The 21,030-nt window shown below is 36.8% G+C and carries 20 protein-coding genes; all 20 read left to right on the top strand.

What is annotated here, in order from left to right; translation table 11 throughout:
- The first annotated feature begins 8 nt into the window (after nt 1-8).
- The gene (locus MKY26_RS08585; RefSeq protein WP_328197668.1) at nt 9-515 is read left to right on the top strand and encodes a hypothetical protein; all 507 of its coding nucleotides are present in this window, start codon (nt 9-11) and stop codon (nt 513-515) included.
- 243 nt (nt 516-758) lie between these two features.
- On the top strand, nt 759-2,642 hold the full coding sequence (locus MKY26_RS08580) for an ABC-F family ATP-binding cassette domain-containing protein (protein WP_341095582.1): 1,884 nt from the start codon (nt 759-761) through the stop codon (nt 2,640-2,642).
- 83 nt (nt 2,643-2,725) lie between these two features.
- Complete coding sequence (locus MKY26_RS08575) at nt 2,726-3,850, top strand: conserved virulence factor C family protein (RefSeq protein WP_095372847.1); 1,125 nt, start codon at nt 2,726-2,728, stop codon at nt 3,848-3,850.
- A 288-nt stretch (nt 3,851-4,138) separates the two neighbouring features.
- The gene (locus MKY26_RS08570) at nt 4,139-4,276 is read left to right on the top strand and encodes a hypothetical protein (protein WP_341095573.1); all 138 of its coding nucleotides are present in this window, start codon (nt 4,139-4,141) and stop codon (nt 4,274-4,276) included.
- Between the two features lie 124 nt (nt 4,277-4,400).
- The gene (locus tag MKY26_RS08565; RefSeq protein WP_341095567.1) at nt 4,401-4,919 is read left to right on the top strand and encodes a hypothetical protein; all 519 of its coding nucleotides are present in this window, start codon (nt 4,401-4,403) and stop codon (nt 4,917-4,919) included.
- A 672-nt stretch (nt 4,920-5,591) separates the two neighbouring features.
- The gene (locus MKY26_RS08560) at nt 5,592-6,026 is read left to right on the top strand and encodes a BrxA/BrxB family bacilliredoxin (protein ID WP_095372850.1); all 435 of its coding nucleotides are present in this window, start codon (nt 5,592-5,594) and stop codon (nt 6,024-6,026) included.
- A gap of 98 nt (nt 6,027-6,124) precedes the next feature.
- A complete protein-coding gene (locus tag MKY26_RS08555) occupies nt 6,125-6,901 on the top strand; it encodes a class I SAM-dependent methyltransferase (RefSeq protein WP_095372851.1) in 777 nt (258 codons plus the stop codon).
- Nucleotides 6,902-7,168: 267 nt separating this feature from the next.
- On the top strand, nt 7,169-8,335 hold the full coding sequence (locus tag MKY26_RS08550; protein WP_322909532.1) for an LL-diaminopimelate aminotransferase: 1,167 nt from the start codon (nt 7,169-7,171) through the stop codon (nt 8,333-8,335).
- A gap of 31 nt (nt 8,336-8,366) precedes the next feature.
- Nucleotides 8,367-8,945: a YpjP family protein gene (locus MKY26_RS08545; RefSeq protein ID WP_307313193.1), complete on the top strand. Its 579-nt coding sequence runs from the start codon at nt 8,367-8,369 to the stop codon at nt 8,943-8,945.
- Between the two features lie 90 nt (nt 8,946-9,035).
- On the top strand, nt 9,036-9,806 hold the full coding sequence (locus MKY26_RS08540; RefSeq protein ID WP_095372854.1) for a TerC family protein: 771 nt from the start codon (nt 9,036-9,038) through the stop codon (nt 9,804-9,806).
- A 130-nt stretch (nt 9,807-9,936) separates the two neighbouring features.
- Nucleotides 9,937-11,148 (top strand): HpcH/HpaI aldolase/citrate lyase family protein, encoded by a 1,212-nt coding sequence (locus tag MKY26_RS08535; protein ID WP_307313198.1) that lies wholly within the window; start codon nt 9,937-9,939, stop codon nt 11,146-11,148.
- On the top strand, nt 11,057-12,415 hold the full coding sequence (locus MKY26_RS08530) for a phosphoribosyltransferase family protein (protein WP_341095541.1): 1,359 nt from the start codon (nt 11,057-11,059) through the stop codon (nt 12,413-12,415). Before MKY26_RS08535 ends, MKY26_RS08530 begins: the two co-directional genes overlap by 92 nt.
- Before the next feature lie 25 nt (nt 12,416-12,440).
- Nucleotides 12,441-13,526: a cysteine protease StiP family protein gene (locus MKY26_RS08525; protein ID WP_341098679.1), complete on the top strand. Its 1,086-nt coding sequence runs from the start codon at nt 12,441-12,443 to the stop codon at nt 13,524-13,526.
- Nucleotides 13,523-14,368 carry an HAD family hydrolase gene (locus MKY26_RS08520; protein WP_341095532.1) on the top strand — a complete coding sequence of 282 codons (846 nt, stop codon included), beginning with the start codon at nt 13,523-13,525 and terminating at the stop codon, nt 14,366-14,368. Before MKY26_RS08525 ends, MKY26_RS08520 begins: the two co-directional genes overlap by 4 nt.
- 436 nt (nt 14,369-14,804) lie before the next feature.
- The gene (locus tag MKY26_RS08515) at nt 14,805-16,436 is read left to right on the top strand and encodes a YceG family protein (protein ID WP_095372859.1); all 1,632 of its coding nucleotides are present in this window, start codon (nt 14,805-14,807) and stop codon (nt 16,434-16,436) included.
- A gap of 28 nt (nt 16,437-16,464) precedes the next feature.
- On the top strand, nt 16,465-17,559 hold the full coding sequence (locus tag MKY26_RS08510) for a toxic anion resistance protein (RefSeq protein ID WP_370873270.1): 1,095 nt from the start codon (nt 16,465-16,467) through the stop codon (nt 17,557-17,559).
- A 22-nt stretch (nt 17,560-17,581) separates the two neighbouring features.
- The gene (locus MKY26_RS08505; protein WP_095372861.1) at nt 17,582-18,193 is read left to right on the top strand and encodes a TerD family protein; all 612 of its coding nucleotides are present in this window, start codon (nt 17,582-17,584) and stop codon (nt 18,191-18,193) included.
- 118 nt (nt 18,194-18,311) lie between these two features.
- A complete protein-coding gene (locus MKY26_RS08500; protein ID WP_307313209.1) occupies nt 18,312-19,022 on the top strand; it encodes an anthrax toxin lethal factor-related metalloendopeptidase in 711 nt (236 codons plus the stop codon).
- 26 nt (nt 19,023-19,048) lie between these two features.
- Nucleotides 19,049-20,029 (top strand): thymidylate synthase, encoded by a 981-nt coding sequence (locus MKY26_RS08495; RefSeq protein ID WP_341095514.1) that lies wholly within the window; start codon nt 19,049-19,051, stop codon nt 20,027-20,029.
- 133 nt (nt 20,030-20,162) lie between these two features.
- On the top strand, nt 20,163-20,648 hold the full coding sequence (locus tag MKY26_RS08490) for a dihydrofolate reductase (RefSeq protein ID WP_095372864.1): 486 nt from the start codon (nt 20,163-20,165) through the stop codon (nt 20,646-20,648).
- The last annotated feature ends 382 nt before the right edge of the window (nt 20,649-21,030 follow it).

Genomic DNA, 21,030 nt, shown 5'->3' with positions numbered 1-21,030 from the left:
TTGATACATTGTTTGACCCAATAGCTTTTGATAATATGAAGGTTGTTTTAGAGGGGCATATTTATGATTTTGATTTAACGGGTGAAATGAAGATAATCGATCGAAATGATTGGATGAATCTAGCGAAATTTAGCCGACGCTATGACATCTCATTTACGGATACAACCGTTGCTAACACTTTATCAGCAAAAATTACCTTACAGGCCAATTTGCAACAAATTACGGCGGAATTGCAGCCTGCGCACCCATTCACAAATGAAATCGGTGCTCATCTATCCATCTCTTTTATCCTGCAAAAACAGGAAAAAAATAAGTTAGAATCAGCTTACGAGCAAGTCGTTAAACAATGGGGGAATCGCCGTACCATTCAACAACGATTAACTAAGGTAGAGAATGAATGGACGCAAGAGATAGTAGTCAATTTTGACAGACTGATAACAGAAGATCAATTAGAAGACTTACTTGATTTAATTGACTACACACAACAAACATTAATAGTATTAGATCAATATTAGAGGTTTGAGACAATAGGTGAGATGGTATTCTTACATGGCAACGCTAAAAAGCGGTGCTCAGTAGAACAATCCAGTTCCTATTGTCTCGACTTTTTTTATAAAAAATTTTATGAGTAAAGTTGATAAGCATGAATATATCACGGGTCACCATTTTTCATGTTACAATTAGCTATTAGAATAGTTAATAGCCTAACCGCAATATAGCTGGTTTAGATAGATTAATGAATGGATGGTCGAAATGAAATGAAAAATATATCATTAGAAAATATAACAAAAACTTACGGTGAAAAAGAGCTATTTAAGCAAATTAATTTTACTATCGGAGAAAATGACCGCGTTGGCTTAATTGGTGTAAATGGAACAGGAAAGTCATCACTGTTAAAAATCGTCGCTGGTATTGATTTGCCTGATGCTGGAGAGATTATTGCGCCTAAGGATTATTCAGTCTCCTACGCTGAACAAGAACCTAAATTAGACGAACAATTGACTATACTTGAACAAGTATTTGCAGGCGATTCTCCTTTACTCGTGCTTTTAAGAGAGTATGAGCAAGCATTAATCGCTTTGAATGAACATCCAGAACATAGCGAAGTACAGGAGCATCTTTTCCAATTACAAAAAAAATTAGATGCTAATAATGGGTGGGAAGCAAGTACAAATGCCAAAACGATCCTAACAAAACTAGGTATTGCCGACTTTGAAAAAAAAGTTGGTGAATTGTCCGGTGGACAAAAAAAACGGGTAGCGTTAGCACAAACGTTGATACAAGATAGTGATTTATTAATTCTCGACGAGCCAACGAATCATCTTGATCATGAATCGGTTCAATGGCTAGAAGAGTATCTTACCCGATACCGGGGAGCAATTCTGCTTGTGACACATGATCGCTATTTCCTTGATCGTGTGACAAACCGGATGTTTGAACTTGATGCGGCACAATTATACAGTTATAAAGGTAACTATGGAGCATTCCTTGAGGCGAAAGCGGTCCGAGAGGAGAATGAAGCAGCTGTAATCGATAAACAACGGAATTTATATCGTAGAGAGTTAGAGTGGATGAGACGTGGTGCCAAGGCGCGAACAACCAAACAAAAAGCGCGCATAGATCGTTTTGATCAATTAGATGAAAAATTGACAAATGTTACTTCAAGTGAAAAATTAGACATGTCTTTAAGTGGTAGTCGGTTAGGAAAGCAAGTATTTGAGTTGAAATCAGCGACAAAATACTATGGTGATTTAGCCATCCTAAAAAACTATGACCTGCTAGTGAAACCAGGTGACCGACTAGGCATTATTGGTCAAAATGGGACAGGAAAAACCACTTTTCTAAATATTTTAGCCGGCAATTTACCGTTAGACCAAGGTGAGAGAATCATCGGTCAGACGGTTAAAATCGCTTATTACACACAGGAAAGTGAAGAAATGGATGAGAGCAAAAGAGTGATTGAATACTTAAAGGAAGCGGCCGAAGTAATCGAAACAACTGACGGAAAAACGATATCTGCTGCTCAAATGCTTGAGCGTTTTCTGTTTCCACCTTATATGCATGGTACATTAATTAGAAAACTTTCAGGTGGAGAAAAACGTAGATTATATTTATTGAAAATCTTAATGACTTCACCGAATGTTTTGCTTTTAGACGAGCCGACAAATAATCTTGATACACAGACGTTAACGGTGCTAGAGGATTATCTAGAAAGCTTTGCTGGTGTGGTTATAACGGTTTCACATGATCGTTATTTTCTCGATAAAGTCGCCACTCAATTACTTGTATTACAAGGAAATGGGGAAATAACAAGTTATTATGGGAATTATAGTGAATACCTTGAGAAATCAAAACAAGCATCAAGTAAAAAAGCGGAAGAGAAAAAGATAGTAGAAGTAAAGGAAGAAAGTAAACCAAAAAAGAAAAAGCTTTCCTATAATGAAGCAAGAGAATGGGAGCAAATCGATGACAAAATGGAAGCGATTGAAAGTCGTTTGAAAGAAATCGATGAGGATATGAACAATATTGGTAGTGATTTCGAAAAAGCTCAACAGCTCATGGATGAACAAAAAAAGCTAAATCATGATTTAGAATATCTCATTGAACGTTGGAGTTATCTGTCTGAATGGGCAGATGCTTAATCAATGTAGATAAATGAAAGTAGACGATGATTTATGTTAGAATAATTATCATGAGAGAACAATTAAAGTAAAGGGTGATTTCATTGATTATAAAAGCGATTGAACCTACACCAAGTCCGAATACGATGAAGGTGATCTTAGATAAAGAACTGCCTATGGGGACAAGCAATAATTACAAAGTAGGTCAGGCTGAAGGAGCGCCGGAAGTCATTGTTGATATCTTAAAAATAGATGGAATTAAAGGTGTCTATCATGTAGCCGATTTTCTTGCAGTCGAACGAAATGCGAAATTCGATTGGAAAGATTTACTTCCTCAAGTGAGAGCAGCCTTTGGTGAAGAAGCTGAGAGTGCTGGGGGAACGGAAGTAAATGAACATTTTGGTGAAGTACAAGCTTTTGTGCAAACGTATAAAGGCATACCGATGCAAGTGAAATTAACAGATGGTACAGAAGAAAAGCGCTTTGGCTTACCGGAACTTTATGTTAAAGCTGTAGGTGATGCACAAGCACCTGATGATAATGTAGTCATGGTGAGAAAGTGGAAAGAACTAGGAGTGCGTTATGGTGAATTCGAACAAGTAGGTAAAGAAGTAGTGGATGAGATTCTAGCTGCATACCCAGAGGAAAGAGTAAAAACACTCATCACTGCAGCCCAAAGTCCAGAATCAGAAGAAGCATTGGCACCAAGAGTCCGTCTTAAACTTACCCCAGATGATTTAAAAGTGGAAGACTGGCGTATACGCTATCAAAAGCTTGAGCAAATGGCTGATCCTTCTCTAGATGATTTAGATGTACTTGACTTTGCCCTTCAAGATGAAAAAGCGTCTGTGCGAAGATTAGCAACTGTTTACTTAGGGATGATTGAAGACGTTCAAGTACTACCTTATCTATATAAAGCGCTAACAGATAAATCAGTCACAGTGCGAAGAACAGCGGGGGATTGTTTATCAGATCTCGGCTTCCCTGAAGCTTCTGAAAAAATGATGGAAGCATTATCTGATAAAAGCAAGCTGGTTCGCTGGCGTGCAGCAATGTTCTTATACGAAGTAGGCGACGAAAAAGCGCTTCCTGCCTTAAAAGCAGCTGAAAATGATAATGAATTTGAAGTAAGTCTGCAAATTAAACTAGCAATTGAAAGAATTGAGCAAGGCGAAGAAGCAAAAGGGTCTGTATGGAAGCAAATGACAGAATCACGGAAAAATGGATGAGTTAGAAGGACACCTGCATGCGCAACATGCAGGTGTCCTTTTTCAATCATAACCAGTATACGACGAAGCCCGTAGGTAATTTTTTTGTGTTAGAACTGAGGATAAGCAGGGTTCAGTCCAAAAGAAACTCGATCAAAAAGTAGAGATAGAGACATAGATATAGAAGGTTTTTACATTGGCAGGAATAGTGTTATGTCGAGATGTGTGCGTGCCTCCATGAGTTGAGTGAAAAAGAGTGGGCAAACCGGAATTGCACGTCGGCCAGGTTAGAAAAAGGGAATGAGAGCTATGCAAATTGGATTTGCAAGTCACTCGGGTTTGGAAATGAGTTTGAGAGCAGTGCAAATTGGATTTGCGAGTCACTCAGGTTTGGAAATGAGTTTGAGAGCAGTGCAAATTGGATTTGCGAGCCACTCAGATTCGTAAATGAAGTTGAGAGCAGAGCAAATTGGATTTGCAGGTCACTCAGATTCGAAAATGAGATTGAGAGCAATGCAAACAGTTTTTGCAGGTCACTCAGATTCGAAAATGAGGTTGAGAGCAGAGCAAATTGGATTTGCAAGTCACTCAGATTCCACAAATGAGTTTGAGAGCTGTACAAATAGGTTTTGCAGATCACTCAGGCTCCCAAATGAGGTTGAGAGCAGAGCAAATTGGATTTGCAAGTCACTCAGGTCGAAAAAAAGTAATGAGAGCAGTGCAAACAAATTTTGCAAATCACTCAGATTCGCAAATAAGATTGAGAGCAGTGCAAATAGGTTTTGCAGATCACTCAGGCTCCCAAATGAGGTTGAGAGCAGAGCAAATTGGATTTGCGAGTCACTCAGGTTCGCAAATAAGATTGAGAGCAATGCAAACAGGTTTTGCAGGTCACTCAGATTCCCAAATGAGATTGAGAGCAATGCAAACAGTTTTTGCAAGTCACTCAGTTTCCCAAATGAGATTGAGAGCAGAGCAAACAGGTTTTGCAAGTCACTCAGATTCGCAAAAGAGATTGAGTTCCTATCTGGTTAAGCAATTTGCAGAAATCAAGGTTTTAACACAGGTATATTTTACGATGGTAGATTAGTTGGGATGAGTTCACTTCATTTTATCAATTGGAAGACAAAACATACGAGCATTGGATACTATTGAAGGTAAGGGGATAATTTCAATGTTGTGTAAAAGCACTGCTTGACTATATTCTCTGTGATTTAGGGCTTAATAAAGTCGAGATTCAGTGTGCAGAAGCAAATATTAAAAGTAGAAATATACCTAAACGTCTAGTGTTTAAACAAGAAGGTATAAACCGTGAAGCTGAGTTCATCAACGGATGTTATAACAATATTGTCACTTATAGTTTGCTTAGAAAAGAGTGGAAGGGCAATCAATAGTAACTTCAGCTAGTAGCAGTTTTTATGGCTAATTGACTAACCTTAGTCAAAAATTTATAGTAGGACTATTCAATTGTGGGCTCTTGTGTTTGTTAGCTTAATGTGTGTGGGGATGTCTCCCTTTGAGACGTGATCTAACACCGCACTTTTGGTATTATCCGAAAAAAACACATGCTTCAACACCTCAAAAAAGGCGAAACCCTGCAATAGACTTAGAAGCATCCGTCCAGTCATAAATATTTTGGATTTCCAATTATTCAATCGTCTATCATTGGCTATTCCTTTTATCCGAGAACGATAACTTTGCAATATAGGCTTGAAATATAGTATGCTTACTGTGCAATCATTAGTAAAGGAGGGGAATATTTATGTCTATGGCTTATGAAGAGTATATGAAACAAGTTGTGAAGCCGATGAGAGCTGAGCTTGTTCAGGCCGGTTTTAGCGAGTTAACAACTGAAGAAGAAGTAAACGATTATATGGAGCAAGCAGAAGGTACAACATTAGTTGTCGTGAATTCTGTTTGTGGCTGTGCAGCAGGATTAGCAAGACCTGCAGTGACTCAGGCTGTATTAAATGCAGAGAAGAAACCAGACAATTTAGTGACCGTTTTTGCTGGTCAAGATAAAGATGCAACAGCAAAAATGCGTGAATATTTCACAGGTATTGAGCCGTCTTCTCCATCTATGGCCCTTCTTAAAGGGAAAGAAGTGGTACATTTTATTCCACGTCATGATATTGAAGATCACTCTATGGAAGAAATTATGCACAATTTATTAGCAGCGTTTGATAATAAATTATAAAAAGGATCACACGATAAAAGGTGATTGAGTGCAGCAGTTAGGAGCATTCTTATCCTAACTGTTGCTTTTTAATTTCAATAAAATAAGTAGGTGTTTTGATGTTTGTTACAACATCAGCGAGGACAAATCCTGACGAAACCAATAAGGCAAAGCAGGTAGCAAGGACGCTGAACCTTCCCTTTATACATAGAAGAAAAAGAACAATAAAGAGTATGGTCAATCAATACGAAACGAACGGAATTGTCGTTGGAAAAGAGCGAATGGAACTATATAAAGTAGGTGAGGAAAGCCCTTTTTTCTTTCATCCTAGTTCAGCAATGTTCCGCCTTAAGCGTCTGCAAAAAGGTGAACATGATCCTTTTATAGAAATTTGTCAACTAAAAGCGGGTTCTACTTTTCTTGATTGCACACTTGGGCTAGCTTCAGATAGCATTGTGGCAAGTTATGCTGTAGGTGAGACAGGGAAGGTAATTGGGTTAGAAGCAAGTAAGGTGATAGCGTATTTCGTTGGTCAAGGTTTGAAAGAATGGCCAAATGACAACGTAATCATGAAAGGCAGTATGGAAAGAATCGAAGTAGTTCATGATTTAGCCATCAATTACTTGAAATCTGTCCCTGATGCTTCCTTTGAATGTGTCTATATTGACCCCATGTTTGAAACAACGATAAAAGAATCGCCTAATATCAATGCATTACATTCGATTACATACAAAGGTGATTTGACTGAGGATATGATTATTGAGGCGAAGCGCGTGTCTAAAGAGAGAGTGGTATTGAAGGATCATTTCCGTAGTGAAAGATTCCAAGCCTTTGCATTTCAGCAAATCAAACGTAAATCAGCGAAATTCCACTACGGTGTGTGGGAAAAAAGATAAAAAGATTGCTGTTGCCTTACTAATGGCTACAGCAATCGAAACTAATGGCAAACGTTTTTTAATCAGTGATACACATATAAACAAAGTAAGCAAGTAGTACTAAACCACCAACAAGCGCAATCCAACTAGAATCCATTATGTACCTTCCCCCTTCTTATTTTCTTATTTGTATATATCCCCCAAAAAAGCAGCAATTAATCATGAACCAATGCCCAAAAAGTGATAAAATATGGTAGAATAAAAGAAAAATTTTGTGAGGCAATGAACATGAATATTCAAATGGCAGCGAGAATGGAGCAATTCCAAGAGAGTATTTTTTCGGAACTAGCTGAAATCAAGCAACGGAAACTAGAAGAAGGCATAAAAATGATCGATCTTAGTGTCGGTAGTCCCGATTTACCACCTCCTCCAATTATAACAAAGATAATGGGCGAAATGGCAAGTGATCCAAAGCTTTATGGTTACACATTAAAAGGGATTCCGGAGTTTCATGAGGCAGTGGCGAATTATTACAGTAGAAAATACGGCGTAACCCTCGATGCGAAGGAAGAAACCACGTTACTGATGGGCTCACAAGACGGTTTGGTCCATTTACCAATGGTGCTTTGTAATCCTGGTGATATAGTACTCGTTCCAGATCCTGGTTATACAGCGTACGAAGCAGGTGTGAATCTTGCAGGAGGGCAAATGTATCGTATGCCTTTAAAAGAAGAAAATGATTACTTACCTTCTTTCGCTGATATCCCAAAAGAAGTTAGTAAAAAAGCAAAGATAATGATTCTAAATTATCCTGGAAATCCGGTTCCTGCCCTGGCGACAAAAGAATTTTTTGGACAAGCAATCGAATATGCGAAAGAAAATGAGATTGTCATTCTCCACGATTTTGCTTACTCTGAATTATATTTTGAAGAGGTGCCAATTAGTTTTTTATCAGTTGATGGTGCGATGGATGTAGGGATTGAAATGAACTCGTTATCTAAAAGCTTTAATATGGCAGGGTGTCGTGTGGCTTATGCTGCAGGAAATCGTAAAGTTATTTCTCTTTTAAGTAATCTAAAGTCTAACCTTGACTATGGCGTTTTTTATCCTATTCAAATGGCTGCTGTACAGGCGTTAGCTGATGATTCCTCCTTTTTAGATGAATTGAGAGCGGTCTATAAAAAAAGAAGAGATTCTTTTGTTCTTGGATTACGAGAAGTAGGTTGGGATGTGGCTTTACCTAAAGGGTCGATGTTCGTATGGGGGAAATTACCGGATGGAATGAAATCTAAGCCATTCGCACTTGAATTAATTGAAAAAGCGGGAGTCGTTGTAACACCTGGAAATGCCTTTGGTGAATGGGGCGAAGGTTATGTACGCATGGGTATTGTCCAATCAGAAGAAACATTATTAGAAGTTGTTTCCCGTATTGAGAAAAGTGGCATTTTTAAATAAATAATGAAAGTCATCTGAGGAGGAGATACACTTGCCGAGTTGGTTAAGAAAATCATTAGTGGTGATGGTGACAATCTTTACATTTGGATTGGTAACACCAACGAGTTTATTACCTATTCAGCATGAAGAAGATAAGTCACCAAGAAAAGCAGTTTTAGCTGAAAGCTTACCAGATGTAAGTGGAGAAGAAACTTCACAAGTTTCGAGGGAGGATTTTATAAAGGAAATGGTTACTTCCGCGGAAAAGCATTCTTTCGAAAAGTTTGGTGAAAAAATTAAACCGGTCATTGAATCAGAATTTCAAATCGTCATCCTACCTAATATAGAAAAGGCGATTTCAGAAGTTGCAGAGCAGTATACAGAGGAGAATCTGCATCATTTGAGTATCACTGAAACGGCCTCTGCGGGCGTTTCAGAACGAATTTTTCATATAGCAGATGAGGCCAAGCAGAAAGATGTCATTCGTTTTCATGTCAGAAGAGATCATCCACCACAGCAAGGTTATTGGTTTAATTTCCATTATCATACTGCCTATGATCAATTCCAAACTCACCATGAACTAGGATCTATCTACTGGGATAAAAATACCCCGCCAAAATGGATGAGTTAATTTCAAAAATTGAAACTTTTCTAGTACATATTCGTATATACTAGGTGAGGAACGATAGTATATAAAGTTGATCAGGGGGAAAAATTCACTATGGAAATTATCGATGGGATCCTACATACCTATTCTAGTTTCTTTGATTGGGATATGTGGGTTGAGGCATTATCTCGACCAGATGCATGGGTGCTAATTGGCACATTGGTCATTTTAGAAGGCTTGCTTTCAGCCGATAATGCGCTTGTCTTAGCAGTAATGGTTAAGCACCTACCACCAAAACAACGAAAGAAAGCACTTTTTTATGGGTTGCTTGGCGCTTATTTCTTCCGTTTTTTAGCGATAGGTGTAGGTGTATTTTTAATTAAATTTTGGTGGATAAAAGTACTAGGAGCCGCTTACTTAGGCTGGTTAGCTATTAAATATTTTATCGACAAAAAGAAAGCAGAAGAAGCAGAAGACGAAGAAGCGTTGGAAGGAATCAATCAACGAGGCTTATTGATTCGTCTGTTTGGGACATTTTGGGGAACAGTTATTGCCGTTGAATTAATGGATATTGCTTTTTCAATTGATAGCATTTTAGCAGCACTAGGTGTGAGTCAAGAAATATGGGTACTTCTTGTTGGTGGTATGCTAGGTATCATCATGATGAGGGGCGTTGCAGGGGTATTCTTAAAATTAATTGACCGTGTACCTGAACTTGAAACAAGCTCTTATATTCTTATTCTATTAATCTCTTTAAAGATGTTGTTAAGTGCAGCAGGTATTCACATAGATCATATGTATTTCTTTGGCGTACTTGTGATTGTTTTTGCAATTACTTTTATTGTACATGCGAAGAGAAAACGTACTGAAGCAGCAGGCTCATAAGAAAAGGGGATGAATTGCTTCATCCCTCTTTTTTCACTCCATCAATATCTTCCAATATCTGATAATAATTGCAATTATTTCTGGGTCCCCTCTATTAAATTTTTCTGAAATTAAAAAAAGGAGTTGGCGTATGAGGTTATTTACAGATTTATCTCAAGCTGCACTAGATGAGTACTTTTTTAAAGAACCGACGACATTTAATAAATATACACCGAAGAATGAGCTTGCATATGCATTAGCAGCCACCCTTTATATGCCTGCAACACGTCCTGCAATCCATCAAGATTTGATTAATAAAAAGCACGCTGGTCTAACATCAGTTGTCATTTGTTTAGAAGATAGTATTGGTGATCTAGAAGTGGAAATAGCGGAAAAGGAATTACAGCATTCATTACATAAACTTCAACAAGATATTTCTAGAGGCTTTATTACATTAGAAGAATTGCCATTACTTTTTATTCGTATAAGAAATAAAGAGCAGTTAGTTCGGCTAATAACTTTATTTAAAGATGAATGGCAGTTACTAACTGGTATTGTCATTCCAAAATTCTCTTCAATCGATGGTGAAGACATGCTGCAACTCGTAAGTGATATACGAAATAGTGGCCATGAATTATATGCGATGCCAATTCTTGAAACGAAAGAAGTTCTATTTAAAGAAACAAGAATGGAAGAATTAAAAAAACTAAAAGGAATATTCGATAAGTACGCCCATTTTATTTTGAATATCCGGATAGGGGCGACAGATTTTTGTGGACTTTTAGGAATCAGAAGAAACACATCCACTTCATTATATGATATTGCTGTATTGAGAGATTGTCTAGCAGACATTATGAACTTTTTCCAAAGGGCACCTAATACTTACTTACTTTCTGGACCTGTTTGGGAGCATTTTGTTTCTAAAGAAAAAGTTAACGTACTAAGTAATCAAACGGAGCAAATCATGGATTCATCGTCATTTATGAACAAACTACCGAAAGAGATGAGAGGATTCATAGCAGAAATATTACTCGATATTAGTAATGGTATCATCGGTAAAACGATTATACATCCCACGCAAATTACGCCGGTACAAGCTTTAAACACTGTGACTTATGAAGAATACAATGATGCAATGGATATATTAAATCATTCAAATGGGGCCCGTGGTGTGATGAAAAGTGCGAGTCAGAACAAAATGAACGAAATGAAGCCCCATTATTATTGGGCAAAAAAAATCGAGTTAAAATCAAGAGTTTACGGGGTGCTAAATGAACAATACAACACAATTGATTTCTTCCAACAGTTATCACATGATAGACGTCATCGAGCCCATGCAGGTGAAGCTAAATATCAACTATAATCCTTACCATTTTAAATTCGATGAATTATTCCAGATGGCAGCAAGAAAGAATAAAAAAAGATCCTTTTTATTCGTTAGTAAAGTGTTAGGTAAACATCTGCCTATCTCGCCGGCAAAAGGGTTAGCAACGGGACTGTTATTAGCAGAAAGCTACCTTAAGGATGTGGAAGGGAAAAAGCTTTCGTCATCATCACCCTTTGTGGATGTACTGAAAAATAAGCAGTCTAAATTTAGTGATACAGCATTTATTGGCGATCAATATTCCCCCATCATTATTGGTTTTGCAGAAACTGCGACAGCGCTCGGTCAGGCATTTTTTCAAGCGTTTAAGAATGCAGATTATTTTCATACAACGAGAGAAGATCTTTTAAACGTTGAATCGATCATTCATTTTGAGGAAGAGCATTCACATGCTACTTCTCATCGTTGTTATATCGACGCCAATTTGTTGCAAAATAGTCGGGAAATTATATTAGTAGATGATGAGGTGACGACTGGAAAGACAGCGCGAAATATTATCACTTCATTACATGATAAGTTTCCGAGGAAGCATTATACTGTTGTTTCTATTCTTGATTGGAGAAATGAGACCAACAAGAATGCATTTATTGAATTAGAGGAAGCGTTAGATATCACTATACGTCATATATCCCTTCTTGCTGGCGAAGTTGAAGTAGATGGGAACCCAGTTATTAAGGAGGAAGAAAGTGTAGACTTTTACCGTCCATCTACAGAAATGAATGAAATTTACATAGAAAAAGAATTACCTATGCTATTTGCTTCTAAGTATTATCCTACGACAAATCAAAAGTCTCCCTTCAACACTGTTCCTTATATTGCTGAAAGTGGTCGATTCGGGTTGGATAGTAAAGTGAACGTTTTATTAAACTCAAAAGCAGAGAAGGTTGCAACATTTCTTGATCAAAAAAGAAAGGGTAAACATATTTTATGTATCGGCACAGGTGAGTTTATGTATTTGCCAATGAAAATAGCTAGCTTAATGGAGGGTAGTGTAAAGTATCAAAGTACAACCCGTAGCCCTATTCATGTCCATAATAAACCATCCTATGGCGCACGCTTTGGTATGACTTTTCCTAGCCCTGAAGTGGAAGAAGTGGTGAACTATATCTATAATATACCACCGGAAACATATGATGAAGTATTTATCTTTTTTGAAAGATTAGTAGATGAACAGGTTTTAAGCAAGTTTTTACAACAGTTAAAAATACCAAGTATTCAAGTTGTCTTTTTGAAAGGAGTGAGGTGATTTGACTATTGTCGCCAGACAGCCTATGTTTGGGTCATATGACCGAAGAGAGGTCACCTTTCTTTTAAAGGATTTAAGTCATATCCATTTAGAAGATACAACAGAAAACAGAGAACATGCCATTCAATCAGGTGCTCATTATAGTGAAACCTTACCAATAGAATACCAGCCACCAAAAGCGTATATCGATCTTTTCTTTCGTTCTTTAGACGAATTTAAAGAGAAAGTGGCTTTAAGTATAGCTGTTGTAGCAGAACAGATTTATGCAGCTAAAGGCAAACAGACAGTTTTGGTTTCACTAGCGAGAGCAGGTACACCAATAGGCATTTTAATTAAAAGATATTTGTTTTTTAAATACCATGTAGATTTGCCGCATTATAGTATTTCTATTATTCGCGATAGAGGAATCGATGAAAATGCTCTTCACTATATTTTAGAAAAACATTCAACGGGAATGATTCAATTCGTAGACGGTTGGACAGGAAAAGGTGCCATTTCGATAGAATTAACAAATGCTTGCCACTTATTCTTTCAGAAATATGGAGTGAAAATTGATGATACATTGGCTGTTTTAGCTGACCCTGGCCATTGTACAACCGTATTTGGAACGAGGGAAGACTTTTTAATTCCGAGTGCTTGCTTAAATTCGACTGTTTCTGGACTAGTCAGCAGGACGGTTTTAAATAATCAATGGATTGGTGAAAAGGATTTTCATGGGGCGAAATATTACCATCATATGATTGATGAAGATTTATCAAACATCTATTTAGACAAAATAACTCAGCAATTTCAAAAAGTTGTATCTATTGCAAAGCAGGAAGCAAGTAAAATAGTGGATGAAAATTACGGAGCGACCTTTTCAGGTATGAATGAAATACTAAGAATCCAAAAGGAGTTCGGTATCGAATCTTCTCATTTCGTTAAACCAGGTGTAGGTGAGACGACGAGAGTAGCTTTAAGAAGGGTACCTTGGAAAATACTGATTAAAGATAAAAATAGTCCTTATCTAAAACATTTGTTTGCACTTGCTGAGGAGAGAAAGTTTGAATTGGTTCATTATCCACAAATGAGCTATACATGTTGTGGGCTAATTAAGAAGGTTATCCAATGAGAGGAGGAATTTTTGCCTCAGATTTAGATCGGACATTAATCTATTCAGAGACAGCGATATCGCAATTGGAAGCAATTCCAAGTAAATCTGCAACCGTTGTTGAATATAAAAATAATAAAGCTTTATCTGTGATGAGTGATCGTGCCATAAAATTATTACAACAAATTCGCAATACCCTTCTGTTCGTGCCAATTACTACACGAACACGGCAACAATTTGAGCGGATTGAATTTCTTTTTAGCCATCGTTATGCAGTTGTTGCCAATGGCGCACAAATTCTATATAACGGTCAGCCTTTGCTAAATTGGGAAGAAAGTATCAAGCGAGAAGTCTATGATAAGAGTGGAACGAAAGAGAAACTCTTGAATCATTTAATCCCATTTAAGATAGAGGGTAGATTGCGTGAAGCAGATGGGTGGTTTTTCTACTATGTGCTAATGGAAACATTGCCAGATTGCCAATTGGCTGAAATACGCCTAACGGCAGAAGGGCTTGGATGGCGTATTTCTTTGCAAGGTAGAAAATTATATTTTATACCAAATGCGATAAGCAAAGGTAGGGCACTACAGTATATCGCAGAAAATGAAGGGGCCCAGTATTTATTCGGAGCAGGCGATTCATTATTAGATTATGACTTTTTAAAAATTTGTGATGAATCATTTGTTCCTGCTCATGGAGAACTGGCTCAACATTTAAAAAAGTCTTCCCATTGGTTAACAAAGGAAAAAGGGATGCTGGCAACAGAAGAATTCCTTACTAAAATACTTCAGACAGTTACCAATCCTTTCGACCGGAGAGAAAGATCCGATTTACAACAGAAAATACAACCAATCCAGCTGTGATAAAGAAAATAAAGATCATGCTCGTGTAGAAAATGGACTGGTGAACTGTATAAGTGAATAATGAAAGAAAGGCAGCCAAAAAGAGTAAATCAAGCATTATAAATATTGAGGAGTTTAAAGTTCGTTCCAGTATTTTTAATTCTGAATCGATATTAGGTAACTTGGAACGCTTCGCTAACATTCTCATTTTTAATCCATCCTTTGATTACATTTATCCTTTCGTTTGAAGCAAATACAGGTATCCTTAGTAATGCAACTATATGCATAACCACAGTAAATGGTGAAAATGGCAGAAGCCCTTATTCAATAGCTTCAAATCGTAACTATTTATGTTAAGATGAAATGGATACGTGTTTATAATCATTGTTTCTAAAACAACAATATATATACAAAATGAGCCTGTAAGACGAATGTATTAAAGGGAAGGGATCAGTCAATGAATGTCACTCATAGTCATGTGAAAAATATCCGAATGGCAGTTACATATGAAGGGTATAAAGAAGCATTAAAAACGCCACTAAATGAAAGGCCGATGTATGAGGTGGCCAATCGTACACTTACTTATAATCAAATCTTTCTCCGGTTATTAGGTGTACCATTAGACGAGGATGCCTATTATAATGAACTGTTTGACCTAGCTAATGATCCAACGATCGATATTTCAGTAATTGGTGAAGACTATTTAGACAAATCGATGAATAATGAACATTTTAAGTCCATCCAAAAGGTTATTAATATCCATAGAGATCAGCAGCTTTCAATTAATCGATTTGTCGCTTTTTTAGATGGGGAAGGATTACTACTTCGTTCAGAACTACCAGCTATTCAGCGTAAAATCCGCGAAGCATTAATGGAAACATTACAACTTTTCTCTGATAAAGAGGAAGGTGGGCTTAAGCATAATGATTTGCGTAGAATCTTAACAGATCTTATTAAATGGTCTCATAACCATTTGGGAGAAAGCTTAACCAACGCTGATTTAACAGTAAAGCTCCCGAAATTTATTTGGTATGGACCTTATAAAAAAACGCATGCTTACTTTATTTACTATTTACTTTCGCTCGGTTGTGATGTGATTTACATATCACCTAGTGGAGAAGATGCGTTTGCCTCGTTTCAATTAGATTGGGCAAATACTCCGGTACATCATTTTCAAAATAAGAATGAGGCTGAACCTTTTCCAACTGAAAAGCGACGAAGAAAATCGACCGTTGCCTATCGTGCATCAAAAGAAATAGAATCGATACTTAATCAAGATGGATCAGGTATTTTTAAGCCATGGCAATTACGAGAATATTTGCCCGCGTCGCTGACGTTGAAAACAACTTATGATGAACTTTTTCTACTTGTTAAAGAAAAGGCGATGATTCGCCCTAATTTTGATGTGGCAGACAAGGTTGTGAAAATTCCGCACGTATTTGCAAAAATTCAAGGTGTCAGTAGAGACCGCAAAGAATACTGGGAAAGGCTTCACACACTTGAAGAAAACGATCATAGTTATTTAATCCGCTCTTTTCCTTTTTCAAAAGGGGTGAGCAGCGATTATCGCTACCATTATCGTAATGCACTTGATCAAGACGGATTAGTTGATCCAGATAAAGTGATGAATGCTCATTTTTGGACTTACAAGCATTTACCTAATGGCTTACAGCAAGGGATAGCCTATGCGATAAGAAAAATTTGTGAAAAATCATTATTAAAAAAACAAGCAAATGAATCTGAAGAAGATTTAAAGGTTTATATTTTTGCTCAAAGTATGCAACTCCAAGGTAAGATGCTACAACTCATTCAACGTTTTGATTATTCACAAGATGTACCTAAGCTTATCTTATTTAATAATGAATTAAATGGCTTAATGAGTCGCCATGATGCCGTATTGCTACTTTTGATGAATCAGTTCGGTGTGGATATCACCGTTTATAATCCAGCAGGACATAATGATATTGAGAATTATATTGATGAGCGTTTATATGATGTTCATTGGTTGGAAGATGTCATTTTTGAATTAGAGTATAAAGAACCATCTTTCATAAAATCTGCACTAACTAAATTTTTCAAGAAGTTATAAAGGAGTGAAATAAATGAATTCATCTGATATGCAAACGAATTTGGATGTCATTTCAACAAACCCAGAAGACAAGTTAACAGAAGCATCTGCGAGTCAAATTAAACTAGCTTTAAGAGAAAATAAAGAGGTTCAACAACTCTCTGCCTCAATAGACGAGCGTGATCAAATCCAAATTTTGGAATTTGGTAAAGAACCAGCTGAGGAGATATCCAAGTTTTCTGATCAAATTCTCGGCAATATGAGAACAACAAAAGTAGAGGATTCCGGAGAATTATTGAAACAGCTTGGAAAAATTATGGATCAGTTTGACCCGAAAGATTTTGAGAAAGAAAAGCCAGGTTTCTTTGATAAACTCTTCAAAAAGGGCGAAAAACTTATTGAAAAGTTGTTTGGAAAATACCAAACAATGGGCAAGGAAATCGATAAAATTTATGTTGAAATCTCTAAATATCAAAATGAAATGGTTGAAGCAACTACTACGTTAGATAGGATGTATGAGGAAAACTATCAATATTACCTTTCCCTTGAACAGTATGCTGTTGCTGGTCAGATGAAATCTGATGAACTCAAAGCCAATCAATTGCCACAATTAGAGCAAAAAGCAATTGCAGGTGATCAAATGGCCTCTATGCAATTAGATACTCTAAGAAATGCAGTCGAATTATTAGATCAACGAGTGTATGATTTAGAAATGGCGAAAATGGTTGCATTACAAACGGCACCACAAATCCGTATGCTTCAAAGAGGGAATACGAAGTTAATTGGGAAAATTAATTCAGCTTTTGTGACGACGATTCCAATCTTTAAAAATGGACTTATTCAAGCGATGGCAGCGAAAAGGCAAAAGCTCGTTGCTGATTCGATGAGTGAATTAGATCGCAGAACAAATGAAATGTTAGTTAGAAATGCGCAAAATATATCACAACAAAGTACAGACATTGCAAGACTTGCTGGTGGACCAAGTATTAAGATTGAAACAATTGAACAGTCTTGGGATATCATCATGAAGGGGATGCAAGAAACAAAGTCGATTGAGGAAGAGAATCGCAAATTAAGAGAAGAAGGAACGAAAAAATTAGAACAGTTGCAAGATAATTTTCGCAATATGAAAAACAAGAGATAAAAAAACAAAGGGGAGATAAACAATGGCGATTAGTTTACAAAAGGGACAAAGAGTAGATTTAACAAAAGGGAATCCAAGTCTTTCAAAAATACTTGTTGGTTTAGGATGGGATCCAGTAAAGCAAAAAAGTAGTGGTGGACTATTAGCTGGTCTCTTTGGAGGCGGTGGGGGTGTCGATATCGATTGTGACGCTTCGGTTATACTGCTTGGGGATAACGATAAATTACGTAACAATAAAGATGTCATTTATTTTGGAAATTTAAAAAGTGGTGATGGAAGCATTCAACATACCGGTGATAATTTAACGGGCGATGGAGATGGTGATGATGAACAAATCCTTATCGATTTGAGTCGTATTCCTAGTCATATCCATAAACTTGTATTTGTTGTTAATATTTATGATTGTGTAAAACGAAAACAACATTTTGGTATGATTCAGAATGCTTTTATTCGCATTGTCAATTCAAATAATCATCAAGAGTTAATTCATTTTAACTTAACGGAAAATTACGATGGGAAAACAAGTTTAGTTGCTGGTGAGATTTACCGCCATGGTCAAGACTGGAAATTTGCAGCGGTAGGGAATGGTACGCAAGCTGCTAGCTTAAGCGATATTGTTCGTTCTTATTCATAATTGTGCTAGATTAAAAGGGCTGATCTTTGATTAGTCCTTTTTATATTTAATGAAAATCTATGATATAATTAATAGACTAGTAATGATACGATTAATGATAGAAAAGGGAGGAACAGCTATGAAAAAGTGGATATTTACAGGCTTATTTTTAGTTGTTTCCTTAACATTAATGGGAAGTTCACAAGCCGATATCGGTGCGATTCAGTTAAAGAACTATCCATATTCTTCAGAACTAAAGCAAGCAGTTGATCTTACATCAGCGGATTTGTTAGGAGAGATTGTCTTATTACCAACAGAATCTTTTGATGAAATAGAAGCAGCTGCCATCATATCCCGCTTGGACCAATTACCGTCTACCTTATTACAAAAAATAGACAATCAAAATATTAAGATTAAGCTTTTTTCAGGCAGGTTGACAGAGAATCCTAGCGTAAAACATCTAACTGGAATGATTCCACGTGGATATACTTCATCAACGACATGGGATCAAGTTCCAGGCATTGGTGGAGGGAAAACAGTGCTTGTAAAAATAGGCTATAGTGACCAAGGGATGGACCATGGCTCCGTTAATTTGGAATTACATGAGCTGGCACATTCCATTGATCGTTATATCTTTGAGGAAATCCGTTCGAATAGCCAATTTATTCGTATTTGGCAAGAAGAGCAACCACGATTATTTCCAAATGACTCCTATTTCTCTACGTTTTCCGAAGAATATTTTGCTGAGAGTTTTGCCCTTTATTTTTTGAATGTAGAAACGAGAAGTTACTTGTATGAAAATGCGCCAAAAACGTTTTCTTTTATTAGACAAATGGCCCATAATCATTAAGATATAAAGTTTAAGAGGTGAGTATCATGGAGAAACATCCAGAACAGGCATATTTAGACATGCTACAACATATTTTAACAAATGGACAAAAGAAACAAGATCGTACTGGTACTGGAACTTTAAGTGTTTTTGGCTATCAAATGCGTTTCGATTTAAGTCAAGGATTCCCATTATTTACAACAAAGCGTGTACCGTTCCGTTTAATTGCAAGTGAATTACTCTGGTTTATTAAAGGTGATACAAACATTCGCTATTTATTGCAGCATAATAACCATATTTGGGATGAATGGGCGTTTAAAAAATGGGTTGAATCAGATGAATATAACGGTCCTGATATGACAGACTTTGGTAGACGTTGTTTAATTGATAGCGAGTTTAATGAAATCTATCAAAAAGAATTACAACAGTTTTGTGAAAGAATCCTTACTAACGATGAGTTTGCAGAAAAATACGGAGATTTAGGAAATGTATATGGAAAGCAATGGAGAAATTGGACTGCTTCAACTGGGGAAGAGCTTGACCAGTTAAAAGATGCAATAGAACAGATAAAAAATAACCCTGACTCAAGACGAATCATTGTGAATGCATGGAACCCTGAAGATGTGATCAATGCAGGTGGAAAAGGAAGCAAAGCTGCATTACCTCCTTGTCATGCCATGTTCCAATTTTATGTCATAAATGGTAAGTTGAGTTGCCATCTATTACAACGCAGTGGCGACACCTTCTTAGGGATTCCATTTAATGTGGCTTCCTATTCGTTGCTCACTCATTTAATTGCTCATGAGTGTGGTTTAGAGGTTGGTGATTTTGTTCATACAATCAGTGATGCGCATATTTATTCAAATCATCTTGAGCAAGTACAGGAACAATTATCAAGAACACCAAAGGCATTGCCGCAACTACGAATTAATAACAATAAAACCTCGATTTTTGATATAGAAATGGAAGATTTAGCAATTGAGGGCTATGATCCTCATCCAACAATTAAAGCCCCAGTTGCCGTTTAAGTAGACCAAGCACTCATCATGGGATGAGTGCTTTTCTTTTGCTGAGAAGCTTTATTATTGGATTTTCTTTTCAAGTGCAGAGAATTATATTAAACTTATAATTAATTGCTAGTGCCGATTGGAGGATATGAAAATGATTTCATTAATTTGGGCAATGAGTGAAAATAGAGTGATAGGAAAAGATAATCAGTTACCGTGGCATTTACCAGGGGACTTGCAGTTTTTTAAAGAGACGACGTTAGGTCACCCAGTTGCGATGGGGAGAAGAACATGGCTCTCACTTGGAAGGCCACTTCCAGGAAGAGAAAATATTGTCATTACTAGGAATACAGATTTTTCTCCAGAGCAAGCAACAGTATTAAATTCGATTGAACAATTAATTACATACAGTCAAGAAAAACAGCAGGAAGTTTTTGTCATTGGTGGAGCGCAAATTTATCAATCTACTTTACCTTATGCAGATAAGCTCTATATTACCAAAATTCATGCTGAAATCGAGGGTGACACAAGCTTTCCATCATTCGACCTCACCGAATGGAAACAAGTGTCCGTCGAGAAACGAAGCAAAGACGAAAAAAATGCTTACGATTACGAATTTCAAGTATATGTTAGAAAATAAAATAGACGGCTTCTTTATGAGCCATTAAAAACACGAAGTGGCTTCGTGTTTTTTTCATGGTCTCCTATGAAGTATTTGTTCTTTATCTATTTGCCTACCCTAAAACAGGCAAGGAGTAAGAAAATGCATTATGCGGCGTAACTATAAACGTTAAGCTATTAATCTCTTTTTTTGATTACTTAAGAATGTCCAAAAACAATTATATGTTATGGGTGGGTACACCTACATTTATCTTTTTTCTGGTGATTCTTATAAAATAATATCATTTCTACCAGTTGTCATCTTTTTTCTTCTGACTCTTGCATGTAAACATGACATTGCCAATTTGCCCTCATACCATGAATAACGTAAAATCACATTTGAAAAAGCGTTCATCCCAGTT

The sequence above is a fragment of the Cytobacillus sp. FSL R7-0680 genome (assembly GCF_038009245.1).
Lineage (GTDB): Bacteria > Bacillota > Bacilli > Bacillales > Cytobacillaceae > Cytobacillus > Cytobacillus kochii.
The sequence above is the reverse complement of the archived record's forward strand: the minus strand, read 5'-3'. Positions and strand labels throughout refer to the sequence as shown.